The organism is Halorubrum aidingense JCM 13560, from assembly GCF_000336995.1.
GTDB lineage: Archaea > Halobacteriota > Halobacteria > Halobacteriales > Haloferacaceae > Halorubrum > Halorubrum aidingense.
This window is the reverse complement of sequence record NZ_AOJI01000033.1, coordinates 41,840-65,028: the sequence shown is the minus strand read 5'-3', so window position 1 is coordinate 65,028 and position 23,189 is coordinate 41,840. Positions and strand designations below refer to the sequence as shown.

Here is a 23,189-nt window from a genome sequence, read left to right as displayed (position 1 = left end):
CGATCGAGGGTACACCGATCGGTCGGCCGGGTGTCACGCCGTCAGTCGGCGTTCGCCTGCCAGTCGCGGACCGTGTCCGGGCCGACGCCGTCGACGTCGGCCGCGAGTTCGTCCGGGTCAGCGTCCTTGAGGTCGGTGACGCCGTCGACGCCGGCGTCCTGCAGTTTCTCGGCGGTCTTCTCGCCGATCCCGTCGACGGACTGTAGCTCGGACCCCTCCTGTCGAGCCGTGAACTCCCGGTAGTTGCAGATCGGACAGCCGAGCTCCCACGGCTCGTCGCCGGAGTGAACGCGGAGGTGCGGGAGGTCGTGTTCCTCGCAGGTCTCGTCCGTGATCTCGAGCTCGCCGCGTCGGGGGAGCGGGAGCGAGTAGTCGCAGTCGGGGTACCGCGTGCAGCCGACGAGACGCGACCCGGAGCGGAGCCGCTTGATCGCCAACTCTCCGCCGGCGTCGGCGGTTTCACCGCCTCCGTCGCGCGGCGAGGCCGCGCCCTCCCCGCACTCGGGACACACCCCGATCACCTCGTCCTCCTGCTCGTCGGCCGCGTCGGCCTTACACTGCGGGCAGCCGTGGACGAACGTCTTCCGGCCGGCGAGCATCTTCACGTGCCGGAGGTCGTGGTCCTCGCAGGTCTCGTCCAAGAGCAGCGGCTTCCCGGTGGAGGGGAGCGGCAGGGTGTACTCGCAGTCGGGGTAGCCGTCACAGCCGACGAAGTACGACCCCTGCCGGGACTTCCGAACGAGCAGGTCCGCGCCGCACTCCGGACACGGACCGAGCGTCTTGTCCGCCTTCAGCGATTTCTGGAGGTGGTCACCGACCGCCTCGCGCGACTCGGTCAGGTCCTCGAACACGCGGTCGAGCAGCTCTCTGGACGCCGCGGTCACCTCGTCGTAGTCCTTCTCGCCGGCCGCGATCGCCTGCATGTCGCGTTCGAGTTGAGCGGTCATCTCCTCGCTCACAACGTGGTCGGCGAACTCCTCTGCGGCCTCCACGACCGCCTCCGCGAGCCGGGTCGGCCGCGGCGGATCGCTCTCGATGTAGTTGCGGTCGTACAGCTTTTCGAGGGTGCGGTGGCGAGTCGCTTTCGTGCCGACGCCGCGTTTCTCCATCTCCTCGATGAGCCGGGACTGTCCGTACCGGCGGGGGGGCTGCGTCTCCTTCGCCTCGGTCCGTCGGTCGTCGAGCGCGAGCGTCTCGCCGACCTCGACGTCCGGGACGATCCGCTCGTCGCTGGAGCGGTACGGGTAGACGTCGTGGTAGCCCGCCTCCAGCAGGCGCTTCCCGTTCGCTTTCAGCCGGAGGCCGCCGTCGGCGGCGAGGTCGCCCGGGCCGGCCGCCTCGTCCGGGTCGCGCAGGGCCGCGAGTCCGTCCGCGCGCTCGGCGATCGCGGAGGCCTCGCCGTTCGCCAGCGCGACGACGCGGAGCCGCTCCCACGTCGCGGGCTCGGCGCAGGTCGCGAGGAAGCGCCGGACGATCAGCTCGTACACCTCCCACTCGTCCTCCGAGAGGTCCGAGGCCGAGGGAAGCTCGCCGGTCGGGTGGATGGGCGGGTGGTCGGTCGTCTCCTTGTCGCCCTCGGTGGGCTCGATCTCGCGGTCCGCGTCCAGCAGGCCCTTCGCGTCGCTCCCGAACGTCGACGCGGCCGACAGCTCCTCGATCAGCTCCCGCGGGTCGAGGTCCTCGGGGTACACCGTGTTGTCCGTGCGCGGGTAGGTGACGTAGCCGGCGGTGTACAGGTCCTCCGCGAGCGACATGGCGCGCTGCGCGGAGTAGCCGAGCGAGCCGGCCGCCCGGATGAACGCCGTGGTGTTGAACGGGGTCGGCGGCTCGTCGGTCCGGGTCCGCCGACGCACGTCGTCGACGACGGCCTCCTCCGCGGCGTTGAGCGCCTCCGTGAGGATCTCGGCGACGTCGCCGTCCCAGACGCGCTCGGCCTCGTTGCCCTCGTCGTTCAGGTAGAAGTACCGCGCCTCGAAGGGGTCACCGCCGGATTTGGTCAGGTTCCCGTACAGCTCCCAGTACGCCTCCGGGTCGAACGCCTTGATCTCGCGCTCGCGGTCGACGATCAGTTTGAGCGTCGGCCCCTGCACCCGGCCGACGGAGATGAAGTCGTCGCCGAGTTGGCGGGCGGACAGCGAGAGGAAGCGGGTGAGCGCCGCGCCCCAAGTGAGGTCGATCACCTGGCGGGCCTCGCCGGCGGCGGCCAGGTCGAAGTCGAGTTCGTCGGGGTTCGCGAACGCCTCCTGCACCTCGTTGTCGGTGATCGACGAGAAGCGGACCCGATCGATGGGGGCGTCCTCGTTGACCTCGCGAACCAGCTCGTACGCCTCCTTCCCGATCAGTTCGCCCTCGCGGTCGTAGTCCGTCGCGATGACGACTCGCGAGGCGTTACGGGCCAGTTTGCGGAGGGCCGCGACGATCCCCTCTTGGGTCGGCTCCTTGGTGACGGGGGCGTCGATGAGCTCGACCGGCTCGACGTCGCGCCAGTCGTTGTACTCGGCGGGGAAGTCGACCCCGACGACGTGCCCGGAGAGGCCGATACAGCGCTTGCCGCCCCACTTGTACACGTTGACGTCGTTCTGCCGCTCCGCCGTCGCGGACTCGCCGCTCAAGATGTCGGCGATGCGGCGCGCCGCGTTGTCCTTCTCCGTGATTATCAGTTCGGGGCCGCGACTCATTGCCCCGAGATAGGCCGCTCCCCCGTCTAAAGGTTTCGTGACACAACTTAAGATCGCCCGCACGCGCGACTGTGCGCGCGAAGCGGGAGTTACTCCTCGTCGTCCTCGTCCGGATCGGTCGGCACGCCGCCGAGGTTCCCGTCGTCGTCGAACAGCTTGGCGCGCAGGAAGCGAGCGCGGTAGCGGTTCGCGCCCTCCTTCGTGTCGGCCTCGCGGATATCGTCGATCCGGCCGTCGGCGACCGCGTCGATGATGTCCTCGACCTGCTCCTTCTCGCTCGGAGTCAACTCGAACTCGTAGGTCCGGGGCTGCTCGCTCTCGAGGCGGGTCCACTTGCGCGCGGCCGAGACGACGACCGAGCAGGGCTCGCGGCAGGGGAAGACGCCGTCGCCGCCGTCGACGTCGAGGTCCGTCTCCTCGTCGTACTGCCACTCCCGGCGCTTCAGGCACTGCGAGTCGTCACAGCACGCCTCCGCGACCCAGTTCACGTGCTCGTGGCCCTCGCCGCGGTCCCACGTCTTCACGACGCCGTAGATGCCGGACTGTCTCGCCATCGTCTCGCGCCAGTGGCTCACGTCGAGTTCGCCTTCGCGCTCGCGGTGCCAGTTGGCGACCGTCGCCGGGTAGACCGTCTCGACCGCCTCGTACGCGTCGCGCGGCCCGAGGTCGGGGAAGACCCACCCGCCCGTCAGCGACGGGGCGGTTTTGAGGGGGCGATAGCGCCCCTTGTCGTCGTACGTGACGATGTCGCGGGCGTCGAGCGGGTTCTCGTACACGTCCAGATCGTCGACCGAGGCGCCGGCGTCGTCGGCGTGGCGGAGGTCGTACCGGCGCTCGCCGCGGTCGGTGACGGTGGCCGTGATCTGCAGCTCGCCCCACGCGCGCTCGATGCCCTCGGCGAGGGCGGCGTACCGGGTCGCGACCGTCTCGCCGTCGGCGTCCTCGATCCAGCGCAGGAACGCTCGGCGGGGACCGAACTCGCCGACGACGCGCTCGAAGACGTACCAGTCCGTCACCGCCGCGGCGCGGTCGGCGAGCGCCTCGTGGAGGTCGCGCTCGCTCAGCCCCGTTCGCGGGTCGCCGCCGGCGGGGTCGAGGCGGAACTCGCCCGCCGCGGCGTCGTCGCGGGCGACCGCGAAGCCCTCGAACCGAAGCGGCTCGTCGGGCTCGCGGCCGTCGAGCGCGTCGAGCACGGCGCCGAAGGCGTCGCTCGGGAGATCGATAGCGGGAACGTCGAGCTCGTCGGATCCGTCGGCTACCGCCTCGGACGCCGCGTCGATCGTCGGGTCCGCCACGGTCAGTCCCCCGTGGCGACGCGGGTCGTTTCACGCACGTCGTCGAGTGCGGTCCCGAGGTCGGCACCGGCGTCGGCCGCGCGTTCGAGGATGACGTCGGCCATGAGGGGCTCGGTCCCGACCGCGCCGGCGTACCAGATCCGGGTGCCGTCCACCTCGGTCGGCACGTCGTACCCCTGCCTGTGGTCCTCGCAGAGCCCGACGTCCTCGGGGATGTCCTCCTGGGTGTGATAGCCGTCGGCGATGAAGAGCGGGACCAAGACGACGTCGTCGCTCTCGAAGAACTCGGGCAGGTCGTCGACCTCGGGGTCCTCGTCCATGTAGAGCGCGCGCACCTCGTCGAAGCGGTCGCGGTCGCGGATCCGGTCGGCGTGGTACTCGATCGCCTTTGCCGAGTTCTCGTTGCGCTCGGTGCCGTGACCGACGACGGCGAGGCCGAAGTCGTCGCCCACGTTTGGGTCGCCGGTGACGGACTCCGCGCGCCGGACGATCACGTCGGTCATCGCGCGGTGGGTCCCCACGGGGCCGCAGTAGTGGACCGCTCGGTCGATGTCCTCGGCGACGAGGGTGGCCTGGTCGGCCGAGAGACCGTCGGAGTCCCACTCGGCGACGTCCCAGCCGTCGAGGCGGAGTTCGCGGGGGATCACCTGCTCGGTGAAGTAGCCCTCGGAGATGAACAGCGGGACGACGTACACGTCGTCGCCCTCGACGGTGCGGAGCACCTCCCGGAAGTGCGGCTCCTCCTTCCAGAAGCCGGTCTTCACCTCGTCGAAGGCGCCGGTCGCGCGGATCGTGTCCGCGTGGTCGTACGTCGGCGCGCTCGAATCCGGGTTGAGGTGTGAGCCGTGTGCGACGATGACGAGCGACTGCATATCCGATCTGGGGGGTCGCCGCTCTTATGGACTTCGGAGCCTGCGAGACGGCGGGAACGCCGGCTCGCTTCCGACTCGCGCTCGACCCGCGCTCGGCCCGTGACCGGCGGCGCTCGTCGGGACCGAAACCGCAATACTGCCCGGCGTCGCAGAGGCACGCATGTCGCTGGCAGCCGAGACCCGAGAAGCGGTCCGAGCCCGCCCGTTCGTCCGCGACGCGCTCCGCGCGGGACTGTTGAACCACAGCGCCGCCGCGGCGTGGCTCGCCGAGGAGGCCGACCTCGACGGCGACGTCGACGCGATCGCGACCGCGCTCCGCCGGTTCCGCGAGGACCTCCCCGACTACGCGACCGCCGACCGCGCCGCGAGCGTCTCGATGCGGAGCGGGGTCGGCGTCGTCGACGGTGACGGCCTCGAAGACGCTCCCGGAGACGCTTCCCCACTCCTCCGCGTCGGCGGCGCGGTCGTCGCGAGCGAGGGGCGCGACACCGCGATCCTCGCGACCGGCGAGGTCGACGCCGCGGCGCTCGGAGCCGTGCTCCGCCGACTGGCCGCCGTCGACGTCGCGGTAACGGCCGCGGGGGTCGCCGGCGACGCGCTCGTCGCGGTCGTCGGGCGGCGAGACGGAGCGACCGCCGTCCGGGTCGTGGAGGACGCGCTGGACGCGGTGCCGACCGACGGGATCTGACCCGCACCCTTTTCTAACGTGGTCTGATAGGTAGGGTCGATGAACGCCGTCACGCTCGGTCCCGCCGGCACGTACTCGCACCGTGCGGCGCGGGCCGTCGCCGCCGAGGTGTCGTTCCGCGAGTCGGTCACCGCCATCGTCGACGCCGTCGAGTCCGGCGAGTTCGAGCGCGGGGTGGTCCCCATCGAGAACAGCATCGAGGGCTCCGTCACGGAGAGCCTCGATGCGCTCGCCGACCACGACATCGCGGTCACCCGCGAGGTCGTCACCCCGATCCGGCACGCCCTCCTCGCACAGGGGCCGGAGTTCGAGGTCGTCGCCAGCCACTCGCAGGCGCTCGCGCAGTGTCGCAACTGGCTGGAGGCGAACTACCCGTCCGCGGGGCTCGAAGCGGTCGCCTCCACGGCCCGCGGGGTCGAACGCGCCCGCGAGGACGCTCGCGTCGCCGGGATCGGCCACCCGGATAACGCCGGCGACGACTTAGAGATCCTCGCGGAGGACATCCAGGACCGCACCTCCAACGCGACTCGGTTCCTCGTCGTCGCGCCCGAGTCGGCCCGATCGGAGGCGGGCGGGAAGACGACCATCATCGTCTACCCGAACGCGAACTACCCCGGGCTCCTCTTGGAACTGCTGGAGGCGTTCGCCGACCGGAACCTCAACCTCTCGCGGATCGAGTCGCGCCCGAGCGGCGAGCGCCTCGGCGACTACCTCTTCCACTTCGACGTCGACGCCGGGCTCTACGAGGAGCACATGGAGCAGGCGATCGCGGAGATCGAAGCCATCGCCGACAACGGCTGGGTCCGCGTGCTCGGGTCGTACGACACCCAACACGTGTTGGAGTAGGGACCCACTGAACCGTCGGAGCGACGTGGTATTTAAATAGATACGCTGGCCAGCGACGACATTTATAGTAAATGCGGCGGTGCCGTGGCGCGCGCCTCCGAGCGCCCGGAGGGCGTGAGGAGCGCGTGCGAGGGACGCGGTGACCGAAGGGAACCGCGAGGCTGGGGAGGCATGAGGTGCTGTGCGGTCGCGCCGCATTCACAGCTGGGGCTTTGGCGGTCGTCGCCGCGATAATGGCCACGTTGGTGAAACGCAAATTTGCGTTCTACTCGAACCGGTAGGTCGCGCCGTCCGGCCCGTCCTCGATCTCGACACCCACGTCACGAAGCGCGTCCCGGAGGTCGTCGGCGCGCTCGTAGTTGCCGGCCTCGCGCTCGGCCTCGCGCACGTCCAGAATCAGTTCGACCAGCTCGCCGGCGAGTTCGACCTCGCCGTCGCTTTCGGCCTCGAACTGGAGGCCCAACACGTCGCCGCCGAGTTCCGCGAACGCCTCGACCGCCTCGCGGAGGCCGCGGTAGTCGTAGGCGGCCTCGTTGGTCGCCTCATCGTCCGCGTCGGCGTCAACCGCGTCCACGTGTCGATTCACCGCGTCGGTGAGTTCGAGCAGCGCCGCGGTCGCCTCGCGCAGGTTCAGGTCGTCGTTCATCGCGGCCGCGAAGTCATCGCGGGCGTCGGTGACCGCCTCCCGGAGGTCGCCGTCTTCGGCCTTCGCGCGGGCGTCGACGGAGTCGAGCGCCGCGACGGCGCGGTCGTAGGTGCGCGAGAGGCGCTCCCAGCGCTCCTCGGCCTCCGCGATCGTCCCCTCGGTGAGCGCCTGCTCGGAGCGGTAGGCCGCCCCGGCGTAGAAGGTGCGGATGACGTTCACGCCGAGTTCGTCGAGGGCGTCCGGCACGGTCCAGAAGTTGCCGATCGACGAGGACATCTTCTCGCCGTCCATCGCGAGCAGGCCGACGTGGAGCCAGTGGCGGGCGAACCGCTCGCCGGTGGCCGCCTCCGACTGCGCGATCTCGTTTTCGTGGTGCGGGAAGACCAGGTCGCGGCCGCCCATGTGGATGTCGAGGGTGTCACCGAGGTGCGTCGTCGACATCGCCGAACACTCGACGTGCCACCCGGGCCGGCCGTCGCCCCACGGCGACGGCCACGTCTCGCCGGTCGGCGTCTCGGCGCCGTGGTCGTGTTTCGCGTGCTCGCGGGCGGCGGTCTCGCTCACACCGTCGGCTTTCCACAGCGCGAAGTCGGCGGGGTTGCGCTTCTCGGACCGCTCGTCGGGTTCGCCCTGCGCCTCCAGGTCCGCGACGTTCTGGTTCGAGAGCTTGCCGTACTCCGCGAAGGTCGTGACGTCGAAGTAGACGGAACCGTTCGACTCGTAGGCGTATCCCTTCTCGATCAGCGTCTCGACCAGCTCGCGGATCTCGGGGACGTGCTCGGTGACGCGGGGGTACACCTCCGCGCGCAGCAGGTTCAGCCCGCGCATCGCGTCGAAGGTGGTCGCGGTGAACGCCGCCGCGACGTCGCGCTCTTCGGACCAGTCGTCGCGTTCGCCGACGCGGGCGGTGATCTTCTCGTTGACGTCGGTGACGTTCTCGACGTGGCGCACATCGTAGCCGATGTGTTCGAGCCATCGGTGGAGGACGTCGGCGTGGAACCACAGTCGGGCGTGTCCGAGGTGGGGGTCGTCCGACACCGTCAGCCCGCAGACGTACAGCGTGACGTCGCCGTCGGCCGTGAACTCGACGCGCTCGTCTGCCAGGGTGTCGGTAACGACGAGACTCATTATCGAGTGATTGCCGTGGTGAGCCTTTTAAATCGTCGGATCGGGCGAGGCCGACGGTGGGAGACGGGTGTCGAGGCGACGGGTCGACGCGAGTGTGACGAGGCGACGGTGGCGGGATCGGTCGATCGACGCCATCGGATCAGTCACCCAATTATAAATCGTCGACGGCGCGGCGAACGTCTCCAAACGTTCGCTCCGCACCGCCCCGCACCTCACGCCTCCCCAGCCTCGCGGCTCCCTTCGGTCGCCGCGTCCCTCGCACGCGCTCCTCGCGGCCGTTTATAAACGGCCGCTCGAAGGCGCGCGCCACCGCACCGCCGCAGTTGTTTATAAATGGCCCGCGCCGCCCGTCACGCTTCCTGCGTCGTCCACTCGACGGGGTAGCCCGCCTCGCGCACCGCGTTCAGGACGCGGTCGACGTGGGCCGGGCCGCTGGTCTCCACCTCGAAGACGAGGTCGGCGTCGCCGACCGGGAGGTCGGGTCGGCTTCGCTCGTGGCGCACCGTCCGGATGTTGGCGCGCTCGGCGCCGATCAGGGTGGCGATCTCGCCCATCGTTCCCGGCGTGTCGTCGATCCGCACGGCGAGTTCGATCAGCTGATCGCGGTCGACCAAGGCGTGCGTCACCACCTCCTTCAGCGTCGTGACGTCGATGTTGCCGCCGCAGAGCAGGGGGACGACGGTCTCCCCGGCCAGATCGAGGTCGTCGACGATCGCGTCGTCCAGCAGGGCGGCCGCGGCGGTCGCCCCCGCGCCCTCGACCATCTGTTTGGCGCGCTCCAAGAGGAGCAAGATCGCGGCGGCCACGTCGTCGTCGCTGACGACCACCACGTCGTCGAGGTGCGCCTCCAAGAGGCCGAGGGTGAGGTCGCTCAGGCCGCCGGTCGCGATCCCGTCGGCGATCGTGTCGGGCTCCTCGCGCGCGATCAGTTCGCCGGCCGCGAGGCTCTCCGCGAGCGTCGAGGCGCCCTCTGTTTGAACGCCGATCACCCGCGTCTCCGGCGACCGCGCTTTGATCGCGGTCGCGACCCCGCCGGCGAGCCCGCCGCCGCCGACCGGGACGAGCACGGTGTCGACGGCCGGGAGCTGGTCGAGCAGCTCCAATCCGAGCGTCCCCTGCCCGGCGACCACGTCCGGATCGTCGAACGCGTGAACGAAGCGAACACCGGGCTCGTCCACCAGCGTCCGCGCGTGCGCCATCGCCTCCGGGAACGCGCTCCCGCGGAGCACGACCTCGGCGCCGTACCCGCGGGTCGCCTCGATCTTCGCCGCCGGCGCGGACTCGGGCATCACGATCGTCGCGTCGATTTCCGCGCCCGCCGCCGCGAGCGCGACCCCCTGCGCGTGGTTGCCAGCGCTCGCGGCGACCACGCGGTCGATCGGCGGCGCAGACGCACCGGAGTCGTCGCCGTCCCTCTCAGTACCGCCGTCGACAGCCAGCGAGATCGCGTTGTACGCGCCGCGCGTCTTGAACGAGCCGGTGCGCTGGAGGTGCTCCATTTTCAGGAACACGTCGGCGCCGCAGCGCTCGCTCAGCGACCGGCTCCGCTCGACGGGCGTGCGCTGGACGATCGCCGCGGCGTCGAGCCGATCGGCCGCGGCCTCGACGTCGGCGATGGTGACGGAGGACATGACGCCGGTGTTCGCGGCGTCGCTCAAAAAGGACTCGGGTACGGAACGGCGTCAGTTTTGGACGCGTCCGCGCCGACTCACCCGCGTCACCGCTTCCCGAGCGCTTCCTCGAAGACGCGCCGTGCCCGCTCGTATCCCTCGTCGCGGTCGACGATCGGGTGCGCGTAGTCGGGCGCCAACTCCGTGCGCTCGGCCCGCGGACGGGTGGGCCAGTCGACGATCGTTTCGGCGGGCACGTCGCGAAGCTCCGGGACGTACGCTTTCACGAAGTGGGCGCCCTTGTCGTACTTCGCCATTTGGCTCACCGGGTCGAAGATGCGAACGTCGACGGAGTCCGTGCCCGTGGAGGCGATCCACTGCCACGCGCCGTGGTTCGAGGCGTAATCGTGATCGATCAGCTGTGCCGTGAAGTAGCGCGCCCCGCGCCGCCAGTCGATCAGGAGGTGTTTCGTCAGAAAGCTGGCGACGACCTGCCGCGGTCGGTTGTGGACGTACCCCTCTTCGTTCAACTGGCGCATCCCGGCGTCGACGAGCGGGTAGCCCGTCTCGCCCCGCGTCCACGCCTCGAAGGCCGCGTCGTCGTCGCGCCACGCGATCTCGTTGGGGAACGACTTGTAGTTGGAGACGGCGAGATCGGGGGCGTAGTACAACAGGTGGTACATCTGTTCGCGCCACGACAGCTCGTCGCGATACTTCTCGACGTTGCGGCGCTCGTCGCCGGTCGCGGCGTCGTAGGCGGCCGTCGCGTCCGCCCACATCTCCCGGATCCCGATCGCGCCCGTCGCGAGGTACGGCGACATGCGGGAGACCGCGTGCGTCGGCGCCTCGACAGCCCGACGCAGGTTGTCGCGGGTGTCGCCGTACGAGACAATCCCGCGTTCGAGGAACGCGTCGAACCGCTCGCGGGCCGCCTCGTACCCCGCGTCGGGGAGGTCGATATCGGCCTCCGACTGCGGGACCGGCGTCCGGTCGCGCACGGTCGCGAGCGCGTCGACGCCGGGTTCGGGGTACGGGTCGTGTTTCGGGACTGCCACCCAGTCGTCGTGAAACCGCCCGTGATTCTCGTAGCGCGCTGCTAACCGACCCGGATCGACCAACACGAGGTCCGTTCGGGGGTCGGTGGCGACGTCCGCGTCCGAGAGGGCGGCCGCGACCGCGCGTTGGCGATTCCGGCAGGCCGGTCGGTACCCCTCGTTGTAGAACACCGTCTCCGCGTCGTGCTCGACCGCGAGTTCGACGAGCACCGCGTCCGGATCGCCCGCGCGAACGATCAGGTCACTGCCGAGTTCGCGGTACCGCTCTTTCAGGCGCGTCACGCTCCGGAGAAAGAACGCGCGCTGGCGGGCGCCGATCGTCGCGAGCAGGTCCGCGTCGTACACGAACACCGGGACGACCGCGCCCGAACGCGCGGCCGCCGCGAGCCCCGCGTTGTCGCGAGTCCGCGGGTCGCGTCGATGCCAGAACAGCTGCATACGATCCCCACGGCTCCCGTCGCATAGTGCCCTTCGCCCGCGCAGTCGAAACCGACCTGTGAATTTAAGCTGCCGAGCCCGAAGCGTCGGTATGCAACCGCTCGTCGTCGCCATCTTGGTCGGCGTCCCGCTCGCGTGGCTCGTCGCCTTCGCGGTCTACGTCTACGTCGACGCGCCGAAACGGGGGATGAACCGGCGGAAGTGGGCGGCGATCGCCTTTTTCGTCCCGCTGTTCGGCTTCTTCGCGTACCTCTTCGAGCGCGACGAACTGGATTACGACCCCGCCGACGATCCCTACGCCGGCGGCGGGAGCGACCGCGAAGCCGGCTTCGCGGTCCACGAGTCCCGACGAGGTGAACGAGCGCTCGGCCCCGCCGGGAGCGAGGCCGAAGACGACGGCGGCGAGTGGAACGATCCCCCGGGCGTCGACATCGACGACGAGCGCGACGACTAAACGATGGTGACTGAGCGACGGTGACAGAAGAGGGGCGTTACAGGATGTCGAGCAGCGCCGAGCGGCGGCGGTCCGGATCGAAGGCCGCGTCCGCGGCGTCGAGCCGGTCGAGAGCGGCCAGCACGTCGACGCCCGTCCGCTCCGCATACTCGACGAGCGCCTCGATCGACGCCCGATTCAGCGCGAACGACTCCAAGTCGCCACAGATGAGCGCCAGCGCGATCCCCGCCTCGCCGGTCGGAAACGTTGGATCGACGGCGGAGAAGTCGGGAGCGGTCGAATCGTCGGGGGCTGCGGCGGCGTCAGCCGCCGGGAACGTCCGCAGACACCGGGTACAGATCGCCGTCTCCGGTGCGGGCGCGTGTTCGCGGAGCGCCGGGGGGACCGCGAACGCGACCGTGTCGGCGGTGCAGTGCGGACAGGGCATCAGGTGAGTGCGAGTCGGGATCAGTCTGCAGGCTCTGGCTCCTCGGTCGTCGCAGCCGCGGCGGCCGCGGCCTCCTCGGCCTCGGCCTTCTCCTCGTCCTCCTTTTTCGCTTTGATCTTCTTCAGGCGGAAGATCTCCTCGCGCTCCTGCTCTTCGAGCTTCTGTTCGATGTACTCCTGGTTTTCGTACAGACGGGGGAGCAGCGTGAACTCCAAGGCGTTCACGCGGCGCTTCGTCGTCTCGATCTCCGTGAGCATCTTTTTCATCGCCGTCTCGACCTCGGCGGCGAGAATGACTTTCTCTAACAGCTCCTCGTAGGCGTCGGCCGCCTCGTCGATTCGCGCCGACGAGCCGAGCAGCCCGTACCCGCGCTCGTCGAGGCTCTTTTTGACCTTCGAGGACTCGATCTGGGGGACCACGACGCCCATGATGTTCTTCGACTGGGTCGTGATCTCCGGGTGCTCTTTGAGCGCCGCGGCCGCGCCGCGAACGGCGACGTCGCCCTCCATCGCGCGGGCCATATCGATCGTCCGCTGTGCCGTCTCGTAGTTCGCGGACACCTCGGAGCGGACGTCCTGGGCCTGGTCGAGGATGTCCATGAACTCCATGATGAGGCCGTCCCGCTTCTGTTCGAGGGTGTCGTGTCCGCGCTCGGAGAGATCGATGCGGTCCTCAATCGCCATCAGGTTCTTCCGAGTCGGTTTGACGTCCTTGGCCATCTATTGGAGGCACGTTCCGCTCCGAGGCGGTTAATTCTTTTCAGTCGTGACGTGCGCGCTCGCGAGCGCGCAGGCCGGATACCGTACCGGATATGGCGGCGCACGCACGCCGAGCGAGCAGACGAGCCGGTCGCACAGGACGAGCGTTCCACGCCGTTGGGGGAAGCGAAGTAACTGACCAACTAAAAGAGAGAGCGAGCGAGACGGAGACCGCTCGTGTGCCTCTGACGGCGGAGGCGATCGCTTCCGACGGCGGCCGTCGGAATGGCGGTCGCCCGTTCGGGTCCGGTGGGGGGTCGCGGTCAGCGGGGGTCGCGGTACCCGGCGGGACCCGTGTCGGTCGCGACGAGCGTGTGAGGTCGAAACGGAAGACCCGGCTACGCTCGTCGCCAGCCGGCGTACGCGAGCAGTGCAGTCGCGAGGAGGGCCAGCGTCGGCGCCAGCGGGGTCGGGAGCGACCCGTCGGTGACGCCGGCGGCGTCGCTCGGAGCGAACGCGGCCGAGAAGCCCGACAGGTCCGTTCCAGCGGCCCACTCCGCAGTCGCGGCGTCGTCTCCGTCGGGCGCGGTCGTCGCGTCGGCGTCGACCGCCGCGTCCGCGAGCGCGTACCCGTCCGGTGCGATGAGGACGAACGGTCGGTCCGGACGGAACTCGCTGGCGAACGGCTCGCTCACGACGAGTCGGTCGCCGTCGACTGCGGCGAGGTTCGTCCACGTGGCCGAGAGTCTGACGACACCGGTCTCGTCCGCGGATTCGACCTCGGCGCGGACGTCGGAGACGGTCATTTCGCGATCGGTCTGCGTCGCCGTCCGCTCGGCGATCCGAGACATGCGGTCGCCGAACCGAGCCGTCGTGTTCTCCGGGCTCTCGCGTAGCTTCTCGAACGCCGCCTCGTCACTGGCGTCGTCGAGGTCGTAGGTCAACACGAGCGTGACCGTGGCGTCGCCGTCGGATTCGAGGGCGACGACGAACGCTGAGCCCTCCTCGATCGCGGGTTCAGCCCCCGGACCGTCGAGCGCAACGACGCCCGGCGCGAGGAGCGTCCCGATCAGCGAAACCACTGCGACGGCGACCACGATGCGACTGCGGGAGCGAATCACTCGTCGTCCTCCGCGTCATCGTCATCATCGTCGTCATCCTCGTCGTCATCGTCGCCGTCGTCGTCCGCATCGTCGCCGTCGTCGTCCGCATCGTCGCCGTCGTCGTCCGCATCGTCACCGTCTTCGTCGCTATCCGTCTCGAACTCCAATTCGAGCTCGCCCTCGCGGTCGCCGTCCTCGACTTCGATCTCGGCTTCGTCGTCGTCGGGCAGCGACACCTCGATCTGCCCGTCGGCGTCGGTCGTCCCGACGGACTCGCCTTCGATCTCGACGCTCGCGCCCTCGACGGGCTCGCCGTCGGCGTTCGTCACTTCTACCGTCACCGTCGCACCCGGGGCGGGATCACCGGAGACGATGGCGACGGAGAGTTCGTCGCTGTCGCGATCGGCATCATCGCGGTCATCGTCCTCACTGCCGTCATCGTCGTCGCGGTCGTCGTCGCGGTCGTCGTCCGCGTCACGCTCATCGACGTCGATATCGTCGAGCACGAGCGTCCCGTCCGCGCCGACCTCGAACTCGAGTTCGGCCTCGAACGCGCCCTTCACGAGCGTCACTTCCAGCTCGTCGTCGACGTCGGGCGCGTCGAACGAGAGGCTCCCATCCGCGCCGGTCGTTCCGACTCGGTCGCCGTCGACGAAGACGGAGACGCCGTCGACGCCCGCGCCGTCGTAGGCCACGGAGACGGTGACCGTTCCGTTCTCGGCGGTGCCGTCCACCGAGAGCCGCTCGCGGAGCTCCGCGTCCGCCTCGTCGTCGCCGTCATCGCCGTCGTCCGTGCCGAGCGATATTTCGAGTTCGCCCTCGCGCTCGCCGTCCTCGGCCTCGATGTCGACCTCGTCGGCGTCGGGCAGCGTCACCGTGATCCGCCCGTCGGCGTCAGTCGTCCCGACGTCCTGATCGTCGAGTTCGACGGCGGCACCCTCAACGGGCTCGCCGGCGGCGGTCACGCGAAGCGTCACCGTCTCGCCGGGTTCGGTCGTACCGTCGACGATCGAGATCGACAGCGGCGTCTCGTCGTCATCGTCGCCGTCCTCGTCGTCGCGCTCGCGCGGTTCGATCTCCTCTTCGAACTCGAACACCTCGCCGGTCTGGCCGTCGACGCTCACCTCGGCCTCGCCGGTCGTCTCCGGACCGAAGAAGGTGAACTCGAACTCGTAGTAGCCGTCGTCCCCATCGCGATCGACGGAACGGAGCGACCACTCGCCGTCGGCGTCCGTCGACAGCTGCGTGACGGCAGTCGCGAGCGCCTCGCTCTGCGTCACGTCGAAGCTCCCGTTTCCGGGCTGATCGCGTTCGAACTCGCGCGAGCGCTCGCCGTCGTCGTTTTCGACCTCGATGGAGACGCCGCCGTCGACTTCGAGGGAGAACTCGCCGGCGCGCTCGCCGGTGTACTGGGCGAGCAGCGCGCTCGCGCCGGTGCCCGTCACGCGGTTGAGCCGCTGTCGTGCTGCCTCGTTAGCGCTCCGGTCATACTCCGCCGCTCGGAGTTCGAGCTCGGAGACGTCAGCGGCGTGCGCATCGACACGCTCGAAGCCGCGGTCGACCGTGCGGGCCTCTCCGGCGAGCACCGCGAGCCGCTGTGCGAACTCCCCGCGGGTGATATTGCCGTCTTCGTAGGCGACGCGCGCCGCGCGCTGCTCGGTGACGATATCGTCGGCGCGCTCACGGAGCGTCGAGGACCGTTCGGTAAGGATCGACGCGCGCTCGGACTCGGTCGCGTTCTCTAACGCAGCGTCGAGCGACGAGGACTCGACGTCACTCGACACCTCGTCGTCAGTGACGGCGATAACCGTCGCGAGCTGTTGGCCGACCGTCGCCCGTGACGTGTTCGCGTCGGTCTCCGAGGCGTTTGCGTCGCCGCCGGTGGCGTTGGTCGCGTCACCGTCAGTCGTGTTCCCGTCTTCCGTCTGTGCCGCAGCGGTTGTCGTGTCGATACCTTCGATCGCCGCGTCGGGCGAGTCGATGTTCGTCGCATCCCCGTTGCCGACCGCGCTCGCGAGCGCGCCGCCCGGAACGGAGCCCACGACGAGCCCCAACGCAACGAGAACGGTCAACAGTCGTGTGCCTTGCATGACGAACGAACGGACGGCGGCCCATCACATATATCGGGGCGACCGTGGCGGTCTGTTGCGCGCTGTCCCGCCCGATTGCGCCACAGCCGCCGACTGTTTCGCCGAGTTTCGCCGGATTTCGAGGGGTGCCCCACGCGACGATCTGTGGGTTTAATTCGCGAGGCGGAATACGGGTCACCAATGAGACGACGGGATCGGACGGTCGGATCGATCGCCGCCCTCCTCGTCGCCGTCTGCTGTGTCGCCGCCGTCGCGTTCGCCGCGCCTGCGGGCGCGCAGGCGGGCACGTTCCTCCAGACCGCCGACCAGCCGGAGCCGGACAACACGATTACGCGGATCACCCTCGCAGACGACGGCACGGCGACGTGGGAGATCACGCTCAGGACCCGTCTCGAAAACGAGACCGACGTCGACGAGTACGAGCGGTTTCAAGGCCGGTTTCGGTCGAACACGAGTCGCTATCTCGACCCGTTCGCCGACCGGATGACCGGCGTCGTCGCAGCCGCGAACGAATCGTCGGAGCGATCGATGCGAGCGAGTGAGTTCGATGCCGACACGTCGATCCAAGAGGTTCCCCGGCGGTGGGGTGTCGTCAGCTTCCGGTTCACGTGGACCGGGTTCGCGGCCGTCGACGGTGACGCGGTCGTCGTCGGAGACGTGTTCGACGGCGGGTTCTTCATCGGCGACGGCGACGTGCTAGCGATCGTCGCCCCGGACGGCTACGCGCTTTCCGCCGTCGAACCGTCTCCAGACGATATCGACGGCGGTACCGTCGAGTGGCGAGGGCGCGAGGACTTCGCCGACCGCCGCCCGAGCGTCCGGGCCGAGCCGACAGCGGCGGTCGACGGCGATGAGAGCGCCGGAGACGACACCGACGGAGATTCGGCCGGTGGCGTCGGCGACCGCCTCGGGATCGGCGCGGTGGTGGCCCTGCTGCTCGTAGGCGTGATCGCCTTCGTCTTGTACGTGGTTCGGAGCGGGCGGCTGCAGCTCGGAAGCGAAAACGACGGCACGGCGCCGAACGGAGTCACGGTGCCGGCGAACGACCCCGAAACGGAGGCCCCAACGACCTCGGAGTCGATGGACGATCTCCAGAATCACACCGACTCCGTCGGGCTCGACGAGTCGGGGGACGGATCCGTGGGCGGAGTCGATCCGGAACTCCTCACCGACGAGGACCGAGTCCGGCACGCCCTCGAAGAAGCGGGTGGTCGGATGAAGCAGTCGAACGTCGTCGAGGCTCTCGGCTGGTCGAAGTCAAAGACGTCGCGGGTCCTTTCGGGGATGGCCGACGATGGCGAGATCGAGAAGCTTCGGATCGGTCGGGAGAACGTGATCGATTTGACAGGCGACACCGACGATTGAAGACGAAGCCGACGGTCGGAGGTTTCAAGCTCGAAAGCAAGCTCACAGGAGAGCCGCGATCGAGCGGAAAAATGATTCGAGACGTTAGTCGGCCGCTTCGACGACTTCGCGCTCGGAGTCGTCCTCGCGGTAGTGCTCCTCGATGAAGTCCTCGTCGATCCGGTTGAGGGCGTCCTTCGGAAGCATCGAGAGGAGGTCCCACCCGAGTTCCAGCGTCTCCTCGATGTCTCGGTTCTGGTCGAATCCCTGGTCGACGAACTCGGACTCGAAGGCGTCCGCGAAGTCCAGGTACTTGTTGTCGAGCTCCGAGAGCGCCTCGCGACCGACGATGTTCACGAGGTCGCGGAGGTCCTCGCCCTCCGCGTACGCCGCGAACATCTGGTCTTTCACGTCGGCGTGATCGGCGCGGGTGAGTCCCTCGCCGATACCGTCGTCCATCAGCCGCGACAGGCTGGGGAGCACGTTGATCGGTGGCTGAAGGCCCTGGCTGTTCAGGTCGGGGTCGACGTAGATCTGTCCCTCCGTGATGTACCCGGTCAGGTCCGGGATCGGGTGGGTGTCGTCGTCGCCCGGCATCGTGAGGATCGGGATCTGCGTTACCGATCCGTCACGGCCCTGGATCCGACCGGCGCGCTCGTACAGCTGCGCCAGGTCGGTGTACATGTATCCGGGGTAGCCACGCCGGCCCGGGACCTCCTCGCGAGCCGCGCCGATCTCACGGAGCGCCTCGCAGTAGTTGGTCATGTCCGTCAGGATGACGAGGACGTGGTAGTCCTTCTCGAAGGCGAGGTACTCGGCCGTGGTGAGTACCATCCGCGGGGTGACCGTCCGCTCGACGGCGGGGTCGTCCGCGAGGTTCATGAAGACGACGGAGCGTTCCAGCGCACCGGTGCGCTCGAAGTCCGCCATGAACTCGTTCGCCTCCTCGGCTGTGATACCCATCGCGCCGAAGATGACAGCGAACTCCGAGCCCTCCTCGTCGTCGCTTTCTTCTTCTTCTTCGGGCACGCTGGCCTGCCGAGCGATCTGCATCGCCAGCTCGCTGTGCGGCTGGCCGGAGCTGGAGAAGATCGGAAGCTTCTGTCCGCGGACGAGCGTGTTCATCCCGTCGATGGCGGAGACGCCCGTCTCGATGAACTCCTCGGGGTACTCCCGGGAGTACGGGTTGATCGCGGCGCCGACGATGTCCTGGCGCTCCTCGGGAACGATCTCCGGGCCGTCGTCGATCGGGCGCCCGGAGCCGTCGAGGACCCGTCCGAGCAGGTCCTCGGTGACGGGCATCTTCATCGTCTCGCCCAGGAAGCGGACGGACGCGTTCTGGTCGATACCGGAGGTGCCCTCGAACACCTGGATGGCGACGACGCCCTCCGAGGATTCGAGCACCTGTCCGCGCAGCGTCTCCCCCTGTGCCGTCTCGATCTCGACGATCTCGTCGTAGCCGATCGCCTCGTCGACCTCGGCGTACACCAGCGGGCCGCTGATTTCGGTGATGGTTTGATACTCTTTCATGTTAGTAGAGGCTCCGGAGCTCCTCGGTGATCTCCGATTTGAGATCCTCGACGTACTCCTCGTAGTCCTCTTGGACGCCGATACGATTGATCTGCGGAGCGGCCTCGGTGTCGACGAGGTCCTCGACCGGGACGCCCGCCTCGAGCGCGTCGAACGCCTCGTCGTGGAACGTCTCGATCGTCGTCAGCATGAGGTACGTCTTCTCCGGCGGACAGAAGGTGTCGACCGGGTGGAACGCGTTCTGCTGGAGGTACGCCTCACGGAGGTACCGGGCGACCTCGAGGGTGAGCTGCTGGTCGTCGGGCAGCGCGTCCTTCCCGACGAGCTGAACGATCTCCTGTAGCTCGGTCTCCTCGTCGAGCACGTCGACCGCCCACTGGCGCTTCTCCGCCCAGTCGTCGGCGACCTCGTTCTCGAACCACGGGTCGAGCTGATCTTTGTACAGTGAGTACGACTCGTTCCAGTTGATCGACGGGAAGTGGCGCCGTTCCGCCAGGTCCGCGTCGAGCGCCCAGAACGTCTTCACGATACGGAGCGTGTTCTGAGTGACCGGCTCGGAGAAGTCGCCGCCGGGCGGCGACACCGCACCGATCGCCGAGACGGAGCCCTCCGTCCCGTTGATGTTCTCGAACGCGCCGGCGCGCTCGTAGAACTGCGCCAGGCGGGCGGCGAGGTACGCCGGGTACCNCGCCAGGTCCGCGTCGAGCGCCCAGAACGTCTTCACGATACGGAGCGTGTTCTGAGTGACCGGCTCGGAGAAGTCGCCGCCGGGCAGCGACACCGCACCGATCGCCGAGACGGAGCCCTCCGTCCCGTTGATGTTCTCGAACGCGCCGGCGCGCTCGTAGAACTGCGCCAGGCGGGCGGCGAGGTACGCCGGGTACCCCTCCTCGCCGGGCATCTCCTCCAGCCGGGAGGAGATTTCGCGCATCGCCTCCGCCCACCGCGAGGTGGAGTCGGCCATCAGCGCGACGTCGTAGCCCATGTCGCGGTAGTACTCGGCGATGGTGATTCCCGTATAGATACAGGACTCACGCGCCGCGACGGGCATGTTCGAGGTGTTCGCGATGAGCGAGGTGCGGGCCATCAGCGGGTTGCCGTTGGCCGGGTCCTCCAGTTCGGGGAAGTCCTCGATGACCTCGGTCATCTCGTTGCCGCGCTCGCCGCAGCCGACGTAGACGATGATGTCCGCGTCGGCGTACTTCGCGAGCTGGTGCTGAGTGACCGTCTTCCCGGAGCCGAACGGTCCGGGAATCGCGGCCGTCCCGCCCTTCGCGATGGGGAACAGCCCGTCGAGGATGCGCTGGCCGGACACGAGCGGCGTCCGGGGCGTCTTCTTGTTCTCGGAGGGGCGCGCCTCGCGGACGGGCCACTCCTGGTGCATCGACACGTTCGTGCCGTTGGCGAGTTCGGCCACCGTCTCGGTGACGTCGAACGAGCCCGGCTCGATGGCGGTGACCTCGGTGGTCTCGCCCTCCTCGAGCGCGTCCGGCGGCACCATGACCTTGTGGTCGATGGTGACCGTCTCCTCGACGATCCCGACCACGTCGCCGCGGCCGACTTCGTCGCCGACCTCGACGGTGGGTTCGAACTCCCACTTCTTTTCGAGGTCGATACCGGGCGCGTCGACCCCGCGATCGAGGTACGGACTGCCCATCTTGCCCTCCAGCACGTCCAGGGGACGCTGGACGCCGTCGTAGATGGCGTCCAACATTCCCGGACCAAGGTCGACCGACAGCGGCTCGCCCGTGTTCTCGACGGGCTCGCCGGGGGCGACCCCGGAGGTCTCCTCGTACACCTGAACCGTCGTGATATCGCCTTCGATCTCGATCACTTCCCCCATGAGGCCTTCGTCGCCGACGTAGACGACGTCGTTCATGCGGGCGTCGAGATCGCGGGCGCTCACGACCGGACCGCTCACGCTTTGGATGACACCGTTTTCAGCGGTGCTCTCCGTGGATTCTGCTTTACTCATATTAGTCGTCCTCCTCCATCAGGTCGATCCCGATGGCTCGTTTGATCTGGTCGCGCAGCCCGCCGCTGCCGGCGCCGGAGCCGCCGAGCGTCACGAGCACGGGCTCGATGCTCCCCTCGACCGCGTCGCGGGTCCCCCGCGAGAGGTGATCGAGGTCGTCGGTGTGCATCACGATGATACCGGTACCCTCGTCGTTGAGGGTCCGTTCGACGGCGTCGTCGAGCCGCTCGTCCTTCTCGTCGTCCGGTACGTTCTCGAACTTCCGAACGCCGGCGAGCCGGAACCCAGTCGTGAACTCCGGACTGCCGACGACGGCTATCTCCTGGCTCATGTGATCACCAGCTCCGATTCGATCTGGTCGACCGGAAGCCCGGCCTCCTTCCCGCGGGCGATCGCGCGGATGTTCTCGACCTCGCGCTCCTTCGCGAGGATGTACGAGATCACCGGCGTCACCGACACCGGGTGGATCGTTCCGAGCCGGTCGCCGTACGCCAACAGCGCGGCGTCCGTCGCGTGTTCGAACGCGATGAGGCTGTCCGCCTCCTCGAGTTCGCGCAGCGCCGGGCCGAGCTCGTCGGCGTACTGACTATCCGCGATGTACTCGACGAGTTCGTCCATGTTCCGCGCGAGCCGCGCGAGCGACCCCCGCGTGAACAGGTCACCGCCCTCGATGAAGTACGCCGCCGGGTCGATGTCCGCGCCCGATCGGGCGAGCCGGAGGGCGTTGATCGCGTTCCGGAAGTCGACCTCCGCTTTGAGGAACGCCTCGTACTGCCGGGTCGGCTCGTCGCGTCCGAGTCCCGAAAGGAGCCGTTCGTAGAAGGCGCGGTCGACCGCGTTTTCGAGGGGCACGAGCACGCTCGTCTCCTCGTATTCGGCGTACGCCTCGCGGAGCGGGTCGCCGTAGATCGTGTCTTCGAGCACTTCGATGACCGCGTCGATCGAGTCGGCCTCGAGTAGCCGACGGATCCGACGGTCGTCGAACTCGCCGGCTCGGATCAGGTCGACCTCGACGGCGGACTGATCCGTGTCGGTGTAGACGCCGCGGATGATCGTCTTCACGTTCCACGCGTCGAACTTGCGGAGGTAGCGGGCGATGAGATCGTACAGCGTCCCCTCGCTCCAGTCTAAGATCCCCTCGAACTGCTTCGCGAGGTTCCGGTTCAACGCGTATTCGATCAGGTCGACACCGCCGTGGCGACTCCCCAGGGCGTTGATCTCCGTGCCGTAGCTCGACTCCTCCATGAACCGGGCGATCTCCGCCGGGCTCATTCGAGTGAGCTTGCGGTACTCCTCGTCCCCGTAGAGGCTGCCGCGGCGGGCACGAACCCGCGCGACGACGTACTCTGGGTTCGAGCTGCCGACAGCGCTCATTGGTCGAACAGTCGCTCCGAGATGTTCTTCAACTCGTCGTCCCAGACGGACTCCAGGATCGAGTCGAACGTGTTATTCACGCGAACGCGAGAGGTATCGCTCTCCGCGACGACGCCGCCGAGACAGTCGATCTCGCCGTCGACCTGCGCGTTGCGGTCGGCGACGAGGTCCTCGACCAGCTCGACGTCCTTGGCGCGGGTGTAGACGGCGATATCGGCGTCGTCGTCGAACTCCGCGAGGGTCGCGTCGAGCAGCGACTCGGTCAGCTCGCGGCGGCGATCGCCGTCGAGCGACTCGATCGTCGCTTCGACGTCGTCGTAGACGTCCTGGAGGACGTCCCGCCGGGCTCCGAGCCGTTCCTGTTTGGCCTCGAGTTTGGCCGAGGAGAGCGTCTGCTCGCGCTCTTGGTCGATCTGTCGATCGACCTCGGCGAGCCGCTCTTCGCGGATCCGCTCGGCATCGGCCTCAGCCTCGGCGACGATCTCGTCGGCCTCCGCCTCGGCCGCCTCGCGGATCTCCTCTGCACGCGCGCGGGCTTCGTCTCGAACGTCCTCAACGACAGTGTCCAAACTCATTGGTGTGAAAGGGAGTGCCGCTTAGACGATGAAGACGACGACGAGTGCGAGGATAACGATCGTCTCGGGAAGAACCGTCAGGATGAGCCCGTTGACGAACAGGTCCTCGTCCTCCGCCATCGCTCCGACGGCGGCCGACCCGATCCCACGCTCTGCGTACCCCGCACCGAGCGCCGCGAGACCGACAGCGAGAGCTGCTGCGGCGTTGGGGTCAGTCAGCGTTCCACCGGTGGACAGTACGGCATTCCCGAGTTCGTTGGTAGCTTCAAGCATTGGTAGTAGTTGCGGTTGCTCGTCTCCGAACAGTTGCTATTTGCCGCCACAGTGGTCATAAAGCTTCCCAAAACGACCGAATAGCGCGGG

The 23,189-nt window shown here is 68.5% G+C and carries 19 protein-coding genes and 2 pseudogenes; 4 read left to right on the top strand and 17 right to left on the bottom strand.

Translation table 11 applies throughout. From position 1 onward, the window contains the following. Positions 1-41: 41 nt before the first annotated feature. The 3 genes from C461_RS14190 to C461_RS14180 all read right to left on the bottom strand — a co-directional run bounded on the left by C461_RS14190 (position 42) and on the right by C461_RS14180 (position 4,845). Positions 42-2,678, bottom strand: coding sequence for a DNA topoisomerase I (locus C461_RS14190; protein WP_008002399.1), 2,637 nt, complete (start codon positions 2,676-2,678; stop codon positions 42-44). Positions 2,679-2,767: 89 nt separating this feature from the next. Further along, entirely contained in the window at positions 2,768-3,973 is a 1,206-nt protein-coding gene (locus tag C461_RS14185) for a DR2241 family protein (protein WP_008002398.1), read from the bottom strand. 2 nt (positions 3,974-3,975) lie between these two features. Continuing rightward, complete coding sequence (locus C461_RS14180; RefSeq protein ID WP_008002397.1) at positions 3,976-4,845, bottom strand: CbiX/SirB N-terminal domain-containing protein; 870 nt, start codon at positions 4,843-4,845, stop codon at positions 3,976-3,978. A 160-nt stretch (positions 4,846-5,005) separates the two neighbouring features. On the opposite strand from C461_RS14180, the gene C461_RS14175 reads away from it, so the two are divergent. Then, positions 5,006-5,533, top strand: coding sequence for a DUF7523 family protein (locus C461_RS14175; protein ID WP_008002396.1), 528 nt, complete (start codon positions 5,006-5,008; stop codon positions 5,531-5,533). Positions 5,534-5,572: 39 nt separating this feature from the next. Continuing rightward, on the top strand, positions 5,573-6,379 hold the full coding sequence (gene pheA / locus C461_RS14170) for a prephenate dehydratase (protein ID WP_008002395.1): 807 nt from the start codon (positions 5,573-5,575) through the stop codon (positions 6,377-6,379). Positions 6,380-6,644: 265 nt separating this feature from the next. Here the strand turns inward: pheA and cysS are convergent, their stop codons facing one another. The 3 genes from cysS to C461_RS14155 all read right to left on the bottom strand — a co-directional run bounded on the left by cysS (position 6,645) and on the right by C461_RS14155 (position 11,256). Continuing rightward, positions 6,645-8,153 (bottom strand): cysteine--tRNA ligase, encoded by a 1,509-nt coding sequence (gene cysS / locus C461_RS14165; RefSeq protein WP_008002394.1) that lies wholly within the window; start codon positions 8,151-8,153, stop codon positions 6,645-6,647. 350 nt (positions 8,154-8,503) lie between these two features. Beyond that, positions 8,504-9,784: a threonine ammonia-lyase gene (gene ilvA, locus C461_RS14160; RefSeq protein WP_049906711.1), complete on the bottom strand. Its 1,281-nt coding sequence runs from the start codon at positions 9,782-9,784 to the stop codon at positions 8,504-8,506. Positions 9,785-9,870: 86 nt separating this feature from the next. Further along, positions 9,871-11,256, bottom strand: coding sequence for a cryptochrome/photolyase family protein (locus C461_RS14155; protein WP_008002389.1), 1,386 nt, complete (start codon positions 11,254-11,256; stop codon positions 9,871-9,873). 91 nt (positions 11,257-11,347) lie between these two features. Here C461_RS14155 and C461_RS14150 point away from each other — a divergent pair, with 91 nt between their 5' ends. Further along, complete coding sequence (locus C461_RS14150) at positions 11,348-11,710, top strand: PLD nuclease N-terminal domain-containing protein (protein WP_008002388.1); 363 nt, start codon at positions 11,348-11,350, stop codon at positions 11,708-11,710. A 37-nt stretch (positions 11,711-11,747) separates the two neighbouring features. Here the strand turns inward: C461_RS14150 and C461_RS14145 are convergent, their stop codons facing one another. From C461_RS14145 to C461_RS14130, 4 genes are all read right to left on the bottom strand, one after another. After that, a complete protein-coding gene (locus C461_RS14145) occupies positions 11,748-12,137 on the bottom strand; it encodes a DUF6276 family protein (RefSeq protein ID WP_008002387.1) in 390 nt (129 codons plus the stop codon). A 20-nt stretch (positions 12,138-12,157) separates the two neighbouring features. Then, the gene (locus C461_RS14140; protein ID WP_008002386.1) at positions 12,158-12,856 is read right to left on the bottom strand and encodes a V-type ATP synthase subunit D; all 699 of its coding nucleotides are present in this window, start codon (positions 12,854-12,856) and stop codon (positions 12,158-12,160) included. Between the two features lie 377 nt (positions 12,857-13,233). Next, complete coding sequence (locus C461_RS14135; RefSeq protein WP_008002385.1) at positions 13,234-13,956, bottom strand: DUF7345 domain-containing protein; 723 nt, start codon at positions 13,954-13,956, stop codon at positions 13,234-13,236. Beyond that, positions 13,953-16,028, bottom strand: coding sequence for a DUF7096 domain-containing protein (locus C461_RS14130; RefSeq protein WP_008002384.1), 2,076 nt, complete (start codon positions 16,026-16,028; stop codon positions 13,953-13,955). The genes C461_RS14135 and C461_RS14130 overlap by 4 nt, the downstream gene beginning before the upstream one ends. A gap of 180 nt (positions 16,029-16,208) precedes the next feature. Here C461_RS14130 and C461_RS14125 point away from each other — a divergent pair, with 180 nt between their 5' ends. Next, complete coding sequence (locus C461_RS14125) at positions 16,209-17,393, top strand: helix-turn-helix transcriptional regulator (protein ID WP_008002383.1); 1,185 nt, start codon at positions 16,209-16,211, stop codon at positions 17,391-17,393. Positions 17,394-17,477: 84 nt separating this feature from the next. Here the strand turns inward: C461_RS14125 and C461_RS14120 are convergent, their stop codons facing one another. The 7 genes and pseudogenes from C461_RS14120 to C461_RS14095 form a co-directional block, all read right to left on the bottom strand. Next, the gene (locus tag C461_RS14120) at positions 17,478-18,902 is read right to left on the bottom strand and encodes a V-type ATP synthase subunit B (RefSeq protein WP_008002381.1); all 1,425 of its coding nucleotides are present in this window, start codon (positions 18,900-18,902) and stop codon (positions 17,478-17,480) included. Position 18,903: 1 nt separating this feature from the next. Next, positions 18,904-19,587, bottom strand: a pseudogene (locus C461_RS16240) (ATP synthase beta subunit C-terminal domain-containing protein); the annotation flags it as partial. 15 nt (positions 19,588-19,602) lie between these two features. Beyond that, positions 19,603-20,877 (bottom strand): annotated as a pseudogene (locus C461_RS14115) (V-type ATP synthase subunit A); the annotation flags it as partial. Position 20,878: 1 nt separating this feature from the next. After that, on the bottom strand, positions 20,879-21,208 hold the full coding sequence (locus C461_RS14110; protein ID WP_008002377.1) for a V-type ATP synthase subunit F: 330 nt from the start codon (positions 21,206-21,208) through the stop codon (positions 20,879-20,881). Beyond that, entirely contained in the window at positions 21,205-22,251 is a 1,047-nt protein-coding gene (locus C461_RS14105; RefSeq protein WP_008002376.1) for a V-type ATP synthase subunit C, read from the bottom strand. The genes C461_RS14110 and C461_RS14105 overlap by 4 nt, the downstream gene beginning before the upstream one ends. After that, positions 22,248-22,826: a V-type ATP synthase subunit E gene (locus C461_RS14100; protein WP_008002375.1), complete on the bottom strand. Its 579-nt coding sequence runs from the start codon at positions 22,824-22,826 to the stop codon at positions 22,248-22,250. Before C461_RS14100 ends, C461_RS14105 begins: the two co-directional genes overlap by 4 nt. 21 nt (positions 22,827-22,847) lie before the next feature. Beyond that, on the bottom strand, positions 22,848-23,099 hold the full coding sequence (locus C461_RS14095) for a hypothetical protein (protein ID WP_008002374.1): 252 nt from the start codon (positions 23,097-23,099) through the stop codon (positions 22,848-22,850). Positions 23,100-23,189 lie beyond the last annotated feature (90 nt).

Coding starts and splice junctions, on each gene's coding strand:
- C461_RS14125 (WP_008002383.1), top strand. CDS start 16,209: ATGAGACGACGGGATCGGACGGTCGGATCGATCGCCGCCCTCCTCGTC.
- pheA (WP_008002395.1), top strand. CDS start 5,573: ATGAACGCCGTCACGCTCGGTCCCGCCGGCACGTACTCGCACCGTGCG.
- C461_RS14155 (WP_008002389.1), bottom strand. CDS start 11,256: ATGCAGCTGTTCTGGCATCGACGCGACCCGCGGACTCGCGACAACGCG.
- C461_RS14150 (WP_008002388.1), top strand. CDS start 11,348: ATGCAACCGCTCGTCGTCGCCATCTTGGTCGGCGTCCCGCTCGCGTGG.
- C461_RS14100 (WP_008002375.1), bottom strand. CDS start 22,826: ATGAGTTTGGACACTGTCGTTGAGGACGTTCGAGACGAAGCCCGCGCG.
- ilvA (WP_049906711.1), bottom strand. CDS start 9,784: ATGTCCTCCGTCACCATCGCCGACGTCGAGGCCGCGGCCGATCGGCTC.
- C461_RS14190 (WP_008002399.1), bottom strand. CDS start 2,678: ATGAGTCGCGGCCCCGAACTGATAATCACGGAGAAGGACAACGCGGCG.
- C461_RS14120 (WP_008002381.1), bottom strand. CDS start 18,902: ATGAAAGAGTATCAAACCATCACCGAAATCAGCGGCCCGCTGGTGTAC.
- cysS (WP_008002394.1), bottom strand. CDS start 8,153: ATGAGTCTCGTCGTTACCGACACCCTGGCAGACGAGCGCGTCGAGTTC.
- C461_RS14110 (WP_008002377.1), bottom strand. CDS start 21,208: ATGAGCCAGGAGATAGCCGTCGTCGGCAGTCCGGAGTTCACGACTGGG.
- C461_RS14105 (WP_008002376.1), bottom strand. CDS start 22,251: ATGAGCGCTGTCGGCAGCTCGAACCCAGAGTACGTCGTCGCGCGGGTT.
- C461_RS14130 (WP_008002384.1), bottom strand. CDS start 16,028: ATGCAAGGCACACGACTGTTGACCGTTCTCGTTGCGTTGGGGCTCGTC.
- C461_RS14180 (WP_008002397.1), bottom strand. CDS start 4,845: ATGCAGTCGCTCGTCATCGTCGCACACGGCTCACACCTCAACCCGGAT.
- C461_RS14095 (WP_008002374.1), bottom strand. CDS start 23,099: ATGCTTGAAGCTACCAACGAACTCGGGAATGCCGTACTGTCCACCGGT.
- C461_RS14175 (WP_008002396.1), top strand. CDS start 5,006: ATGTCGCTGGCAGCCGAGACCCGAGAAGCGGTCCGAGCCCGCCCGTTC.
- C461_RS14145 (WP_008002387.1), bottom strand. CDS start 12,137: ATGCCCTGTCCGCACTGCACCGCCGACACGGTCGCGTTCGCGGTCCCC.
- C461_RS14140 (WP_008002386.1), bottom strand. CDS start 12,856: ATGGCCAAGGACGTCAAACCGACTCGGAAGAACCTGATGGCGATTGAG.